Below are 13,538 nucleotides of genomic sequence, written 5' to 3' on the forward strand. Positions count from 1 at the left end.
GCCCCTTGGCCGCAACGTAGCAAGCGCCGGGGATGGACCGGATCGGACCCGCCATGCGTTATGGCGGCAACGAGACGGAGGAAACCATGGTGCAACCGACCATCCATGTCACCCATGAGGATTACGGCAGTTCCGGCCGCTATGCCGTCGCCATGCCCGGAATCGAGGGCGAGGCGGAGCTGACCTGGCATGCCGGAGGGCCCGGCATCATCGTCGCCGACCATACCTATGCCCCCGACGCCATGCGCGGCTCGGGCGCCGCCGCCGCCATGGTGCGGCGGCTGGTTGCGGATGCGCGCGCCCGCGGCGTGCTGATCGTGCCGGCCTGCAGCTATGTGCGCGCCCAATTCGAGCGCAATCCCGATTGGTCCGACCTCTGCGCCGATGCCTGAAGCCGCCCCGGCCGGCATCTGCATATCAATTCCGGTATGCAAACACACTTTCTGCATGATTGACGGACATATCGGCCGGGTCTAGCCTCGCGGTGGGATGGGTGGTCCGCGACCGCCGCCGCCGCGCGGAATCGTCGCAGGAGCCGGTTTTCCGCGTCCCGCGCAACAAGGGGGAAGCACCGGCTGGCCATGGCCGTGGAGGCGGCCGCCAACCGGGGCAATATCGACAGGGAGGATTTATGCGGAATCTCAGGAAATACGCCCTGGCTCTGGCCTCGGCGGCGGCGCTTTCGCTGCCCGGCCTGGCCGCGGCCGAGGGCATGGTCGGGATCTCGATGCCGACCAAGACCTCGGCGCGCTGGATCGACGACGGCAACAACATGGTCAAGCAATTCCAGGAGGCGGGCTACCAGACCGACCTGCAATATGCCGACGACGACATCCCCAACCAGCTGGCGCAGATCGAGAACATGATCACCAAGGGCGTGAACGTGCTGGTGATCGCCGCCATCGACGGCACCACGCTGTCGAACGCGCTGGCCAATGCCAAGGCCGCGGACATCAAGGTCATCGCCTATGACCGGCTGATCCGCGACACGCCCGACATCGACTATTACGCCACCTTCGACAACTTCAAGGTCGGGGTCGAGCAGGCGACCACCCTGGTCGACGGGCTCAAGGAACGCTTCCCGGACGAAAAGCCCTGGAACGTGGAACTGTTCGGCGGCAGCCCGGACGACAACAACGCCTATTTCTTCTATGACGGCGCCATGTCGGTGATCCAGCCGCTGATCGACGACGGCTCGGTGGTGGTCGCCTCGGGGCAGATGGGCATGGACAAGGTGGGCACGCTGCGCTGGGATCCGGCCACGGCCCAGGCGCGCATGGACAACATCCTGTCGGCCAATTACACCGACAAGCAGGTGCATGGGGTGCTGTCGCCCTATGACGGGCTGTCCATCGGCATCCTGTCGTCGCTGAAAGGCGTGGGCTACGGCTCGGGCGACCTGGCCATGCCCATCGTCACCGGCCAGGACGCCGAGATCCAGTCGGTCAAGTCGATCCTGTCCGGCGAGCAATATTCCACCATCTTCAAGGACACGCGCGAACTGGCCCGCGTCACCGTCGGCATGGTCAACGCGATGATGAAGGGCGAGGAGCCCGAGGTGAACGACACCGAAAGCTACGACAACGGCGTCAAGACCGTGCCCTCATACCTGCTGGAGCCGGTGGCCGTGACCGAAAAGAACCTTGCCGAGGTTCTGGTCGGCTCGGGCTATTATACCGAAGACCAGCTGAAGTGACCTTCGCGCGCCGCCGCAGGACTATTGCGGCGGCGCCATCCGCGTGACCGCAGGGGGTGGCCATGGACGCGATTCTGGAAATGCGGGGGATCACCAAGGAATTTCCCGGCGTGAAGGCCCTGGACGACGTCAACATGACCGTCCGGCGCGGCGAGATCCGCGCGCTGGTCGGCGAGAACGGCGCCGGCAAATCCACGCTGATGAAGGTGCTGTCGGGCGTCTATCCGCATGGCAGCTATCAGGGCGAGATCCTCTATGGCGGCCAGCCGATGGCGTTTCGCGACATCAAGGACAGCGAGGCGCAGGGCATCGTCATCATCCACCAGGAACTGGCGCTGGTGCCGCAGATGTCGATCGCCGAGAACATCTTCCTGGGCAACGAGATCGCCCAGCGCGGCGTCATCGACCGGCGCGAGACCAATCGCCGCACCGCCGAGCTGCTGGCGCAGGTCGGCCTGCGTGAAAGCCCGGAAACCAAGGTCGGCGGCCTGGGCATGGGCAAGCAGCAGCTGATCGAGATCGCCAAGGCGCTGTCGAAAAAGGTCGACCTGCTGATCCTGGACGAGCCGACCTCGTCGCTGAACGAGAACGACAGCGACGCGCTGCTGCGCCTGCTTGCCAGTTTCCGCGACCGGGGGATGACGGCGATCCTGATCTCGCACAAGCTCAACGAGATCAGCCAGGTCTGCGACAGCATCACCGTGCTGCGCGACGGCGCGACGGTGGCGCATCACGGCGGCATGGTCGAGGAATCGCGCATCATCCGCGACATGGTCGGCCGCTCGATGAACGACCGCTATCCGCCGCGCCAGCCCAAGGTCGGCGAAGTGGTGATGCAGGTCAGGGACTGGACCGTCGCCGATCCCGCGCGCGAAGGCCGCCTGCTGGTCAAGGGCGCCGGTTTCGAGCTGCGGCGCGGCGAGGTCTTGGGCATCGCCGGGCTGATGGGCGCGGGCCGCACCGAACTGGCGATGAGCCTGTTCGGCCGCTCGACGGGCGAGTGGAAATCGGGCGCGGTCACGCTGCACGGCAAGCCGGCCGACCTGTCCACCGTGCCGCGCGCGATCCGCGCCGGGCTGGCCTATGTGACCGAGGACCGCAAGTCGCTGGGCCTGGTGCTGGACGACACCATCCGCCGCAACATCCCGCTGGCGAACCTGGCCGGCATCTCGGTCCGCGGCGTGGTGGACCGCCAGCGCGAGGGGGCGGTGGCGCGCGACTATCGGAGCCGCATCAACATCCGCTCGCCCTCGGTCGAAAGCCGGGCGGTGAACCTGTCGGGCGGCAACCAGCAAAAGGTGGTGCTGGCGAAATGGCTGTTCGCCGAGCCCGAGATCCTGATCCTGGACGAGCCGACGCGCGGCATCGACGTGGGCGCGAAATATGAAATCTACACCATCATCCGCGACCTTGCCGCCGCCGGAAAGTCGATCATCGTCATCTCGTCGGAAATGCCCGAGCTGCTGGGCATCACCGACCGCATCCTGGTCATGAACGAGGGCCGGCTGGTGGGCGAGATGCCGACGGCCGAGGCCACGCAGGAACGCATCATGCAGGTCATCATCCGCTCGGGCCACGACCTGACCGACGAAACCGTCACCCCCGAGGAAATCGAGGCAGAGGCCGCCCATGTCTGACACGACCACCGAACGCCGCGGCGACACCTTCGGCTTCATCCGCCGCAACATCCGCGAATACGGCATCCTCTTTGCGCTGATCGTCATCATGGCCTTCTTCCAGGTGGTGACGGGCGGCATCCTGTTCCGGCCGGTGAACCTGACCAACCTGTTCCTGCAAAACAGCCATATCGTCATCATGGCGGTCGGCATGTTGCTGGTCATCGTCGCCGGCCATATCGACCTGTCGGTCGGCTCGGTCGCGGCCTTCGTCGGCGCGCTTTCGGCGCTGATGATCGTCCGGCTGGGCCTGCCGATCCCGGTCGTCGTGGTGCTGAGCCTGGCCGCCGGCGCGGTAATCGGCGGCATCCAGGGCTATTGGATCGCCTATTGGAAGATCCCCAGCTTCATCGTCACCCTGGCGGGGATGCTGGTGTTCCGCGGCCTGACCATGTGGATCCTGCAAGGCCAGTCGATCGGCCCCTTCCCGCGCGAATTCCAGATGATCGCCTCGGGCTTCATCCCGGACCTCTTCGGCCCCGACAAGCCCAACACGCTGTCGCTGATCCTGGGCTGGGGCGCGGCGCTGGCGATCCTGTGGCTGCAGATCCGCGGCCGCAAGCGGGAAGAGGCGGTGGGCATCGTGGACGAGCCCTTCGCCTTCTTCGCCGCCAAGAACGCGCTGATCTTCCTGGCGCTGGTCTGGATGACCTGGGTGCTGGCGAATTTCCGCGGCCTGCCGAATGTCTTCATGGTCATGGCGGTGCTGGTCGCGCTTTACGCCTTCGTGTCCGAGCGCACCACCATCGGCCGGCGCATCTATGCCATCGGCGGCAATGCCAAGGCGGCCAAGCTTTCGGGCATCAATGCCGAGCGGGTGGTGTTCCTGACCTTCATGAACATGGGGATGCTGGCGGCGCTGGCCGGGATCGTGGTCTCGGCCCGGCTGAACTCGGCCACGCCCAAGGCCGGCGTGGGGTTCGAACTCGACGTGATCGCGGCGGTGTTCATCGGCGGCGCCTCGATGGCGGGCGGGGTCGGCACAGTGATCGGCGCGGTGGTCGGCGCCTTCATCATGGGGGTGATGAACAACGGCATGTCGATCCTGGGCATCGGCATCGACTACCAGCAGGTCATCAAGGGGCTGGTGCTGATGGCCGCGGTGATCTTCGACGTCTCGAACAAGAGCAAGGCGTGACGCCTGAACCAACCGCCGATGCCCCGACCGCCCCCGGCTGGATCGCCGTCGACTGGGGCACCACAAGGCTGCGCGCCTGGGCCATGCGCGGCGCGCGGCCGGTGGACGCCCGCGCCTCGGACCGCGGCATGGGCAGGCTGGCCCCGGCCGGGTTCGAGCCGGCGCTGCTCGACCTGATCGGCGACTGGCTGCCCGCGGCCGGCCGGATGCGCGTCATCGCCTGCGGCATGGCCGGCGCCCGCGGCGGCTGGGCCGAGGCCGAATACCGCGCCGTCCCCTGCCCGCCCATCGACCCGCGCCGCGCCATCCGCGCCCCCGCCCACGACCCGCGGCTGGATGTCCGCATCCTGCCCGGCCTGTCGCAGGCCGAGCCCCCCGACGTCATGCGCGGCGAGGAAACACAGATCGCCGGTTTCCTGGCCGAGAACCCCGGTTTCGACGGCGCGCTCTGCCTGCCCGGCACGCATAGCAAATGGGTCCGCCTGTCGCAGGGCCGGGTCGAGCGTTTCCGCAGCTTCATGACCGGCGAGGTCTTTTCGCTGCTTGTCGGCCAGTCGGTGCTGCGGCTGACCATCGGCGCGGCCCGCCCCGATCCCGCGGCCCTTGCCGAAGCCGGGGCCGAGGCGCTGGCCGATCCCCATGCCGCGCAATCCGGGCTGTTTCCCCTGCGCGCCGCCGCCCTGCTGCAGGGGCTGGCGCCGGAACGGGCGGCGGGCCGCCTTTCGGGCCTGCTGATCGGCGCCGAACTGGCCGCGGCGCGCGACTTCTGGCAGGACGGCCCGACCGCGATCATCGGCGCGCCCGACCTGGCGCGGCTTTACGAAACCCTGCTGCTGGCGGCCGGCGCGCAGGCATGCCACAAGGACGGCACGGCGCTGGTCCTGGCCGGCCTTGCCGCCGCCAGCCTCGATTTGCCGGAGGACACATGACCCTGCCCATCATCGCCATCCTGCGCGGCCTGACCCCGGCCGAGGCCCTGCCCGTCGCCCGCGCCCTGGTCGATGCCGGCATCGACCGCATCGAGGTGCCGCTGAACTCGCCCGACCCGCTGGAAAGCATCCGGCGGATGACAGGGGGGCTGGCCGGGCAGGCGACCATCGGCGCCGGAACCGTGCTGACGGTGGATGAGGTCGCGCAGGTGGCCGATGCCGGCGGGCGGATGATCGTCTCGCCCAATGCCGATCCGGCGGTGATCGGCGCGACGCGGGCGCGCGGCCTGCAATCCTGGCCCGGCGTCTTCACCGCCACCGAATGCTTCGCCGCCATCGCCGCGGGCGCGACCGGGCTGAAGCTGTTTCCCGCCGACCAGGCCGGCACCGGCACGCTCAGGGCGCTGCGCACGGTGCTGCCGCGCGACATGCCGGTCTATGCCGTGGGCGGCGCCGGCCCGGCGAATTTCGCCGAATGGCTGGATGCCGGGGCGCAGGGCTTCGGCATCGGCAGCGCGCTCTATCGCCCCGGCGACGGACCCGAGACGGTTGCGGCCCGCGCGCGCGACATCGTGGCGGCGCTGCGGGCCTGCGCATGAACGCGCGGGTCTTCGACCCCCGCATCTGCGAACTGGGCGAAGGCGCCTTCTGGCATCCCGAACGCGCCCAGCCCTTCTGGTTCGACATCCTCGGCCGCCGGCTTTTGTCGCGGCTGGACGACGGGACCGAGCTGGAATGGCGATTCGACGAGATGGTCTCGGCCGCGGGCTGGATCGACCGCGACCGCCTGCTGATCGCCAGCGAAACCGGGCTGATCCGCTTCGACCTGCGCGACGGCCGCCAGGAACGGCTGGCCGCGCTGGAAGCCGACCGGCCCGGCAACCGCTCGAACGACGGGCGGGCCGATGCTTTCGGCGGTTTCTGGATCGGCACGATGGAACGCGACGGAAGGGCTGGAAAGGGGGCGATTTATCGCTATCTTGACGGAGAGTTGCGCCTGCTGCGGGGGAACATGTCCATCCCGAATGCGATCTGCTTTTCTCCCGACGGTCGCCTGGCCTATTTCGCCGACACCGCCGCCCAGACCGTCTGGTCGCAAGACCTGGACGCGCGCGGCTGGCCCTGCGCCGAGGCCCGCGTCTTCCTGGACCTGGCCAGGACCGACCAGTTCCCCGACGGCGCCGTCACCGACGCGCAGGGGCGGTTCTGGAACGCGCGCTGGGGCAGCGGCGCGGTCGTCTGCCATGCGCCGGACGGCCGCCTGCTGCGCCGCCTGTCCCTGCCCGCCAGCCAGCCCAGCTGCCCGGCCTTCGGCGGCCCCGGCCTTGCGCAGCTGATCGTGACCAGCGCCGCCGAGGGCCGGCACGGGCCGCAGGACGGCCGGACCTGGCTGCTGGACCCCGACGCCCAGGGCCGGCCGGAACCGCGGGTCCGGGCATGATGCCACGCACATTCGGCCTGCTGCCGGACGGCCGGCCGGTGATGCAGGCGACGATCTCGGGCCATGGGCTGACGGCCTCGGTCATCACGCTGGGGGCCTCGCTCCAGGATCTGCGGCTGGCCGGGATCGGGCATCCGCTGGTACTGGGCTTTCCGCGGCTCGCGCCCTATCTGGACGAGGGCCGCTATTTCGGCGCGGTGATCGGGCGCTATGCCAACCGCATCGCCCATGGCCGCGCGACGCTGGACGGGCAAAGGCTGCAGCTGGACCGCAACCAGGACGGCCGCCACATGCTGCATGGCGGCCACGACGGCTGCGGCACGCGCAACTGGATGCTGGCCGACTGGGACGAAAGCTCGGTGGCGCTGGCCGATCACCTGCCTGCGGGCCACATGGGCTTTCCCGGCGCCATGCTGATCCGGGCGACCTGGTCCATCCTGCCCGGCCCGGTCCTGATGCTGACCATCCTGGCCACCTCGGACGACACCACCTTCTGCAACTTCGCCCAGCACAGCTATTTCAACCTGGATGGCACCGATACCGTGGCCGGCCACCGGCTGACCGTCCCGGCCGAAACCTACCTGCCGGTGGACGAGGACATGATCCCGCTGGGCGCGCCCGCGGCGGTCCAGGGCACGCATCTGGATTTCCGCAATCCCGTCACCCTGGCCGAGCGGCTCAAGGGGCCGCACATCGACCACAACCTCTGCCTTTCGGACCGGCGCCGCATCGTGCCGCGCAAGGCGGCGGTGCTGCAGGGGGGCGGGCTGATGATGACCCTGCGCTCGACCGAGCCAGGGCTCCAGGTCTATGCCGGCGAACACCTGGCGCCCGGCGCGCCCGGCCTTGGCGGCCGGCCTTATGGCCGCCATGCCGGCATCGCGCTGGAATCGCAGCTCTGGCCGGACGCGCCCAACCATGCCGACTATCCCTCGGCGCGGCTGGAGGCGGGGCAGCTCTACCGCCAGACCACGGTGATGAGCTTTCACCGCAGCCCCAAAGGTTGACGCAAGGTCCGGTCCCGAACTAATGCGGGTTCCAGGGAGGATTCATGGACCCCGCATCGACCGAAACCCTTTCCGCCACGGGGGGCCCGCCGCCCTTCGCGGCGCAATTGCACGCCCGCCTGCGCCAGCGCATCATCCGCGGCGAGCTGCCGCCCGGCACGCGCCTCTCCGAACAGGAGATCGCCGACCAATGCGCCCTGTCGCGGCAGCCTGTGCGCGAGGCCTTCATCCGCCTCGCCGGCGAGGGCCTGCTCGAGGTGCGGCCGCAGCGCGGCACCTTCGTCACCCGCATCGACATGGAATGGGTGCTGTGTACGCGCTTCATCCGCGAATCGGTCGAGGCCGACACCGTCCGCCTGGCCGCCGCCTGCGCCCCGCCCCAGGATTGCGAGGCCCTGTTCGCCCAGATCGCCCGGCAAGAGGCCGAGGCCGACCCCACCGCGCTGGCCCAGCTGGACGAGGAATTCCACGCCACCCTGGCCGCGATCGCCGGCAAGGCAAGGGTCTGGAGCCACCTGCAGCAGATGAAGATGCATCTCGACCGCGCCCGCCACCTGCTGACGGCGATGACGCCCAAGGACACCATGCTGGCCCAGCACCGCGCCGTGGCCGAGGCCATCGCCGCCCGCGACCCCGACCGGGCCGAGGCCGCCATCCGCCAGCACCTGCGCCGCGTGCTGCTGGACCTGCCCGGCGTGCTGCGGCTGTCGCCCGACTATTTCACCAAGACCGACACGCTGGCGGAAACCCTGGCCGCCGAAAGCTGACGGCCTTCTTCGTTCTCCAAATACCCATTGCGACCGCGCCGCCGGCCGCTGCCTTGCCAGCTTCCGCGCGGCCTCTCCGCTTCACCGTTTCCGAAATACTCGCCCACCCGCGCGGTCAATCGCGGCAGCGCACCCTCTGGCGCTGCTCGCCCAGGCCCTCGATGCCCAGCCGCATGACCTCGCCCCCGCGCAAGAACACCGGCGGCGTCGCGCCCATGCCGACGCCCGGCGGCGTGCCCGTCGTGATCACATCCCCCGGCATCAGCGTCATCAGCCGCGAGCAATAGGCGACGATCTCGGCCACGCCGAAGATCATCGTCGCGGTCGAGCCCTGCTGGCGGCGCAGCCCATCCACCTCCAGCCACAGCTCCAGCGCCTGCGGGTCGGGCACCTCGTCGCGCGTCACCAGCCAGGGGCCGATCGGGCCGAAGGTGTCGAAGCCCTTGCCCTTGTCCCAGGTGCCGCCGCGCTCGGCCTGCCATTCGCGCTCGCTCACGTCGTTGACCACGCAATAGCCGGCGACATGGTCCAGTGCCGCCGTCTCGGAAACCTGGCTCGCGCGCGAACCGATGACCACGCCCAGCTCGACCTCCCAATCGGTCTTCTGCGCGCCGGGCGGGATCACCACGTCGTCGTCCGGGCCGATGATGCAGCTGGTCCATTTGTTGAACACCACCGGCTCGGCCGGCACCGGCAACCCGGCCTCGGCGGCGTGGTCGGCATAGTTCAGCCCGATGGCGACGAATTTCGGCACCTGGCCCACGCAGGGCCCCAGCCGCGGCTGGCCCGAGACGATGGGCAGCCCGTCCAGGTCCAGCGCCGCGATCCCGGCCAGCCCCTCGGACCCCAGCACCGCGCCGGCGATGTCGGCGACATGGGCCGAGAGGTCGCGGATGCGGCCCTCGGCGTCCAGCAGCCCCGGCTTTTCCCGGCCCGGCGGGCCATAGCGCAGCAGTTTCATCCCTGATCCTTTCGCTTGTCCGGGCCCGTTCAGCCGCGCCCGACAAAGGGCATGTTCGTCGCCATCACCGTCATGTGCAGCACATTGGCGCCCTCGGGCAGGCTGGCCATGTGCAGCACCGCCTCGGCCACGTTCGCGGCGTCCATCACCGGCTCGGGCCGGATCGAGCCGTCGGCCTGCGGCGCGCCCTGCGTCGCCACGGCGGCAATCATCTCGGTCGCGGCATTGCCGGCGTCGATCTGGCCGCAGGCGATGCCGAACGGCCGCCCGTCCAGCGCCAGCGTCCGCGTCAGCCCCGTCACCGCGTGTTTCGAGACCGTATAGGGCACCGAGCCGGGGCGCGGCGCCTCGGCCGCGATCGAGCCGTTGTTGATGATCCGCCCGCCCATCGGCTGCTGCCTCCGCATCTGCCGGAAAGCGGCGCGGGCGCACAGGAACATGCCGTCGATGTTCACCCGCGCCACGCCCTGCCACTCCTCCCAGGAAATCTCGTCGATCAGGCGCGAGATCAGGATGGCGCCGGCATTGTTGAACAGCACGTCCAGCCGTCCCCATTGCGCCACCGCGCGGGCAAAGGCGGCATCGACCGCCTCGGGCACCGTCACGTCGCAGGGCAGGACCAGCGCCTGCGGATGGCCGTCCGCGGTCTCGGCCAGGGCCGCCTCGCGCCGGCCGATCAGCCCGACGCGCCAGCCGGCGTCAAGAAACCGCCGCGCGGTCAGCCGGCCGATGCCGCTGCCGCCGCCGGTGATCAGGATGGTCCTCATCTGTCGCGCCCCCTCGGCTTTCGCGGCGCGGATGCTAGCGGCACGGCCCCGCAAGGAAAAGGGCCGCCCGCCAAGCGGCCCCGCACGTCAGGCATCGGGATCCCAGCCGCTGATCTGCTTGCTGTCCATGAACTCCTCCAGCCCCCAGACGCCGCCCTCGCGCGCCCGGCCCGAGGCCTTGACGCCGCCGAAGGCCGAGCCCCTGCCCCGGCCCTGCCCGTTCATCTCGACCATGCCCGAGCGCAGCTGCCGCGCCAGCCGGTTGCGCCTTGCGCCGTCGCTGGTCTGGACATAGTTGGTCAGGCCATAGATCGTGTCGTTGGCGATCGCGACCGCCTCTTCCTCGCTGTCGAAGGGGATGATCGACAACACCGGGCCAAAGATCTCCTGCCGGGCGATGGTCATGTCATTGGTCACGTCGGCAAAGACCGTCGGGCGCACGAAATAGCCGCGATTGACGCCCTCGGGCAGGCCGGGGCCGCCGGCGACCAGGCGCGCGCCCTCGTCGATGCCCTTCTGGATCAGGTCCTGGATCTTGTCCCATTGCTGCTTGCTGACCACAGGGCCGATATGGCGCCCTGGCTGGTGGGCCGTCGCCACCGCGGTCTCCTCGGCCACCTTGCGGGCTTGCTCGACCGCGGTTTCGTAAAAGGACCGCTCGACCAGCATCCGCGTCGGCGCGTTGCAGGACTGGCCGCTGTTGTAGAAGCAATGCCGCGCCCCGCGCGTCACCGCCTTGTCGTCGGCATCGGCAAAGACCAGGTTGGCGCCCTTGCCGCCCAGTTCCAGCGCCACCTTCTTCAGCGTATCGGCGGCCGCCTTGGTGATGGCGATGCCGGCGCGGGTCGAGCCGGTAAAGCTGATCATGTCCACGTCGGGATGCACCGAAAGCTGCGAGCCCACGCCCGCGCCGTCGCCGTTCACCATGTTGTAGACCCCCGGCGGCAGCCCGGCCTCGTCCACGATCTCGGTAAAGACGACCGAGGACAGCGGCGCGATCTCGCTGGGCTTCAGCACCACGGTATCGCCGGCCAGCAGCGCCGGGATCACCTTCAGCGTGACCTGGTTCATCGGCCAGTTCCAGGGCGTGATCAGCCCGACCACGCCGACCGGCTCCCATGCCACCATGCTGGTCGGCGTGTCGGGGCGCAGCGGCCGGATGAACTCGAAATCCCGGAACGCCTCGATGAAGGTCTCGATGTGATAGCTGCCCGCCGCGGCCTGGTCGTTCAGCGACATGTCCTGCGGCGCGCCCATCTCGGCACTGATGGCGGCGGCCATGTCGGGCGCGCGGCGCTTGTAGATTTCCAGGATCTTCTCGACATGGGCCAGCCGCTGGGCCGGGGGCGTCGCCGCCCAGGCCGGGAAGGCCGTCTTGGCCGCGGCCACCGCCGCATCGGTGTCGGCCTGGCCGCCCAGGCTGATCACCGCCACCGCCTCCTCGGTCGAGGGGTCGATCACCTCCAGGTCGTTGGGCGCACGCGGCGCAACCCATTCGCCGCCTATGTAGAATTTCCGCTTGTCGGCAAGTCCGCTCATGAGAGCCTCCCTTGATCTGCGATTGGCCCGCAGACTGGCACCCGCAAGACCGGGCTGCAAGCCGCAGCGGCCCTGCGAATTATCACGACTGAACAGATCGAGTTGGACAATCCGCCGCAGATGCCTATCTTGTCGCCGAAGGCCAACCGAAAGGATCTGCAATGTCCCTGCGCATCAACGACACCGCCCCGGATTTCACCGCCAATTCGACCGAGGGCCAGATCAGTTTCCACGACTGGATCGGTGACAGCTATGCGGTTCTTTTCTCGCATCCGCGCGATTTCACCCCGGTCTGCACCACCGAATTCGGCGTGGTGGCGCAGCTGGTGCCCGAGTTCGAGCAGCGCGGCACCAAGGTTCTGGGCGTCTCGGTCGATTCGGCCGAGGACCACGGCAAATGGAAGGCCGACATCGAGAAGGTCGCAGGCGTCCCGGCGAATTTCGCCATCATCGACGACACCGAGCTGACGGTGGCCAAGGCCTATGACATGCTGCCGGCCGACTATTACCTGCCGGCCGAGGGCCGCACGCCGCAGCATTCGGCCACGGTGCGCACGGTCTTCATCATCGGGCCGGACAAGAAGGTGCGGCTGACGATGACCTATCCGATGTCGGTCGGCCGCAACTTCGCCGAGATCATCCGCGCGCTGGATGCGGTGCAAAAGACCGACGGCGTGCCGCTGGCCACCCCGGCGAACTGGGAACCGGGCCAGGACGTGATCGTAGCGCTGGCGCTGGACGACGCGGCGGCCGAGGCGAAATACGGCCAGCTGAACAAGGCGCTGCCCTATCTGCGCTTTGCCAAGGATCCGGCCTGATCCTGCAAAGGCCGCGGCACCGCCCGCGGCCTTTCTACCGGCGTGCCAGCCGCCGCTTGTGGCGCCACGCGATCAGCTTGTTGACGATCTGCCGGCGTTGCTTGATCAATCCGTAAAGCGGGTGCCGCCCGCCTGCCGACCGCTTGCCCTTGCCGTCTTCGATCTGGCTTTCCACGCCGGTCGTCGTGACCAGAGGCGGCCAGACCGCCAGCCCCCGGTCGTTGCGGGTCAGCCAGTGGCGGAAATGATTGTCCACGCCCGCCGTGATGCGCCGATGGGTGCGAATAAAGGTTTCGGCCCCCTGCCGCGACCAGAGCAGCGCGGTGGCCGTCATCGGAAAGTAATGGGCGCGGGTCAGCTCATGATGCCGACCCGCAACCTCGAACCCCATGACCGGGGTATAGATCTTGTGCTGTCTGGCGCCGAAATTGATCAGATCCCAGTCGCGATCATGCCGGTCCAGCCAGCCCATGAGGATGCGCATCCCCTCGGCAAAGCCAGGCTGCAATTGCATGTCATCCTCGAACACCAGGCCATATTCGGCGCCGCTGTCCAGAAAGCGCCGCGCACAGTCGAGATGGCTGAGATAGCAGCCGATCTCGCCCCCGCGCAAAGGCCGGCCCATATAGGCCATCGCCCCAGCGGGATCGTAATCGGGAAATTCCTCGACCCGCAGCGCCCTGCCGTCAAAGGCCGGGACGCGCTCGAAGGGCACGCCCGCCTCGTCCAACTGCCGGGAGGCTGAACGAAGCCGCTCGTCCGAGCCGTCAAGGTTGATGAGATAGGCGGGAAGGCGCAT

General features: G+C 68.8%; 14 protein-coding genes. 10 read left to right on the forward strand and 4 right to left on the reverse strand.

Annotated features, from left to right (window positions below):
• The first annotated feature begins 32 nt into the window (after window positions 1-32).
• The 9 genes from KF941_RS12110 to KF941_RS12150 all read left to right on the forward strand — a co-directional run bounded on the left by KF941_RS12110 (window position 33) and on the right by KF941_RS12150 (window position 8,654).
• On the forward strand, window positions 33-392 hold the full coding sequence (locus tag KF941_RS12110) for a GNAT family N-acetyltransferase (protein WP_346428981.1): 360 nt from the start codon (window positions 33-35) through the stop codon (window positions 390-392).
• A gap of 239 nt (window positions 393-631) precedes the next feature.
• Window positions 632-1,696 carry a multiple monosaccharide ABC transporter substrate-binding protein gene (gene chvE, locus KF941_RS12115; RefSeq protein WP_036751624.1) on the forward strand — a complete coding sequence of 355 codons (1,065 nt, stop codon included), beginning with the start codon at window positions 632-634 and terminating at the stop codon, window positions 1,694-1,696.
• A 62-nt stretch (window positions 1,697-1,758) separates the two neighbouring features.
• Window positions 1,759-3,333 (forward strand): multiple monosaccharide ABC transporter ATP-binding protein, encoded by a 1,575-nt coding sequence (mmsA, locus tag KF941_RS12120; RefSeq protein WP_214273435.1) that lies wholly within the window; start codon window positions 1,759-1,761, stop codon window positions 3,331-3,333.
• Window positions 3,326-4,510: a multiple monosaccharide ABC transporter permease gene (gene mmsB, locus KF941_RS12125; protein WP_036751628.1), complete on the forward strand. Its 1,185-nt coding sequence runs from the start codon at window positions 3,326-3,328 to the stop codon at window positions 4,508-4,510. The genes mmsA and mmsB overlap by 8 nt, the downstream gene beginning before the upstream one ends.
• A complete protein-coding gene (locus KF941_RS12130) occupies window positions 4,507-5,439 on the forward strand; it encodes a 2-dehydro-3-deoxygalactonokinase (RefSeq protein WP_346428982.1) in 933 nt (310 codons plus the stop codon). The genes mmsB and KF941_RS12130 overlap by 4 nt, the downstream gene beginning before the upstream one ends.
• Window positions 5,436-6,038, forward strand: a complete 603-nt coding sequence (locus KF941_RS12135) for a 2-dehydro-3-deoxy-6-phosphogalactonate aldolase (protein WP_214273436.1) — start codon at window positions 5,436-5,438, stop codon at window positions 6,036-6,038. The genes KF941_RS12130 and KF941_RS12135 overlap by 4 nt, the downstream gene beginning before the upstream one ends.
• Window positions 6,035-6,880 carry an SMP-30/gluconolactonase/LRE family protein gene (locus tag KF941_RS12140; protein ID WP_036758674.1) on the forward strand — a complete coding sequence of 282 codons (846 nt, stop codon included), beginning with the start codon at window positions 6,035-6,037 and terminating at the stop codon, window positions 6,878-6,880. The genes KF941_RS12135 and KF941_RS12140 overlap by 4 nt, the downstream gene beginning before the upstream one ends.
• Window positions 6,877-7,887, forward strand: a complete 1,011-nt coding sequence (locus KF941_RS12145; RefSeq protein ID WP_240540288.1) for an aldose epimerase family protein — start codon at window positions 6,877-6,879, stop codon at window positions 7,885-7,887. The genes KF941_RS12140 and KF941_RS12145 overlap by 4 nt, the downstream gene beginning before the upstream one ends.
• 44 nt (window positions 7,888-7,931) lie before the next feature.
• A complete protein-coding gene (locus tag KF941_RS12150; protein WP_036758671.1) occupies window positions 7,932-8,654 on the forward strand; it encodes a GntR family transcriptional regulator in 723 nt (240 codons plus the stop codon).
• Window positions 8,655-8,769: 115 nt separating this feature from the next.
• Here KF941_RS12150 and KF941_RS12155 read toward each other — a convergent pair whose 3' ends face one another.
• From KF941_RS12155 to KF941_RS12165, 3 genes are all read right to left on the reverse strand, one after another.
• Entirely contained in the window at window positions 8,770-9,615 is an 846-nt protein-coding gene (locus KF941_RS12155; RefSeq protein ID WP_214273437.1) for an ureidoglycolate lyase, read from the reverse strand.
• A gap of 29 nt (window positions 9,616-9,644) precedes the next feature.
• Window positions 9,645-10,382 carry an SDR family oxidoreductase gene (locus tag KF941_RS12160; RefSeq protein WP_214273438.1) on the reverse strand — a complete coding sequence of 246 codons (738 nt, stop codon included), beginning with the start codon at window positions 10,380-10,382 and terminating at the stop codon, window positions 9,645-9,647.
• Window positions 10,383-10,469: 87 nt separating this feature from the next.
• On the reverse strand, window positions 10,470-11,921 hold the full coding sequence (locus KF941_RS12165) for an aldehyde dehydrogenase family protein (RefSeq protein WP_214273439.1): 1,452 nt from the start codon (window positions 11,919-11,921) through the stop codon (window positions 10,470-10,472).
• A gap of 161 nt (window positions 11,922-12,082) precedes the next feature.
• On the opposite strand from KF941_RS12165, the gene KF941_RS12170 reads away from it, so the two are divergent.
• On the forward strand, window positions 12,083-12,739 hold the full coding sequence (locus KF941_RS12170; RefSeq protein ID WP_214273440.1) for a peroxiredoxin: 657 nt from the start codon (window positions 12,083-12,085) through the stop codon (window positions 12,737-12,739).
• A gap of 34 nt (window positions 12,740-12,773) precedes the next feature.
• Here KF941_RS12170 and KF941_RS12175 read toward each other — a convergent pair whose 3' ends face one another.
• Window positions 12,774-13,538, reverse strand: a complete 765-nt coding sequence (locus KF941_RS12175) for a glycosyltransferase family 25 protein (protein WP_036758657.1) — start codon at window positions 13,536-13,538, stop codon at window positions 12,774-12,776.

It is taken from the genome of Paracoccus sp. pheM1 (assembly GCF_018499825.1).
Lineage (GTDB): Bacteria > Pseudomonadota > Alphaproteobacteria > Rhodobacterales > Rhodobacteraceae > Paracoccus > Paracoccus versutus.

Coding starts and splice junctions, on each gene's coding strand:
- KF941_RS12110 (WP_346428981.1), top strand. CDS start 33: ATGGACCGGATCGGACCCGCCATGCGTTATGGCGGCAACGAGACGGAG.
- chvE (WP_036751624.1), top strand. CDS start 632: ATGCGGAATCTCAGGAAATACGCCCTGGCTCTGGCCTCGGCGGCGGCG.
- mmsA (WP_214273435.1), top strand. CDS start 1,759: ATGGACGCGATTCTGGAAATGCGGGGGATCACCAAGGAATTTCCCGGC.
- mmsB (WP_036751628.1), top strand. CDS start 3,326: ATGTCTGACACGACCACCGAACGCCGCGGCGACACCTTCGGCTTCATC.
- KF941_RS12135 (WP_214273436.1), top strand. CDS start 5,436: ATGACCCTGCCCATCATCGCCATCCTGCGCGGCCTGACCCCGGCCGAG.
- KF941_RS12140 (WP_036758674.1), top strand. CDS start 6,035: ATGAACGCGCGGGTCTTCGACCCCCGCATCTGCGAACTGGGCGAAGGC.
- KF941_RS12145 (WP_240540288.1), top strand. CDS start 6,877: ATGATGCCACGCACATTCGGCCTGCTGCCGGACGGCCGGCCGGTGATG.
- KF941_RS12150 (WP_036758671.1), top strand. CDS start 7,932: ATGGACCCCGCATCGACCGAAACCCTTTCCGCCACGGGGGGCCCGCCG.
- KF941_RS12155 (WP_214273437.1), bottom strand. CDS start 9,615: ATGAAACTGCTGCGCTATGGCCCGCCGGGCCGGGAAAAGCCGGGGCTG.
- KF941_RS12160 (WP_214273438.1), bottom strand. CDS start 10,382: ATGAGGACCATCCTGATCACCGGCGGCGGCAGCGGCATCGGCCGGCTG.
- KF941_RS12165 (WP_214273439.1), bottom strand. CDS start 11,921: ATGAGCGGACTTGCCGACAAGCGGAAATTCTACATAGGCGGCGAATGG.
- KF941_RS12170 (WP_214273440.1), top strand. CDS start 12,083: ATGTCCCTGCGCATCAACGACACCGCCCCGGATTTCACCGCCAATTCG.
- KF941_RS12175 (WP_036758657.1), bottom strand. CDS start 13,538: ATGCGCCTTCCCGCCTATCTCATCAACCTTGACGGCTCGGACGAGCGG.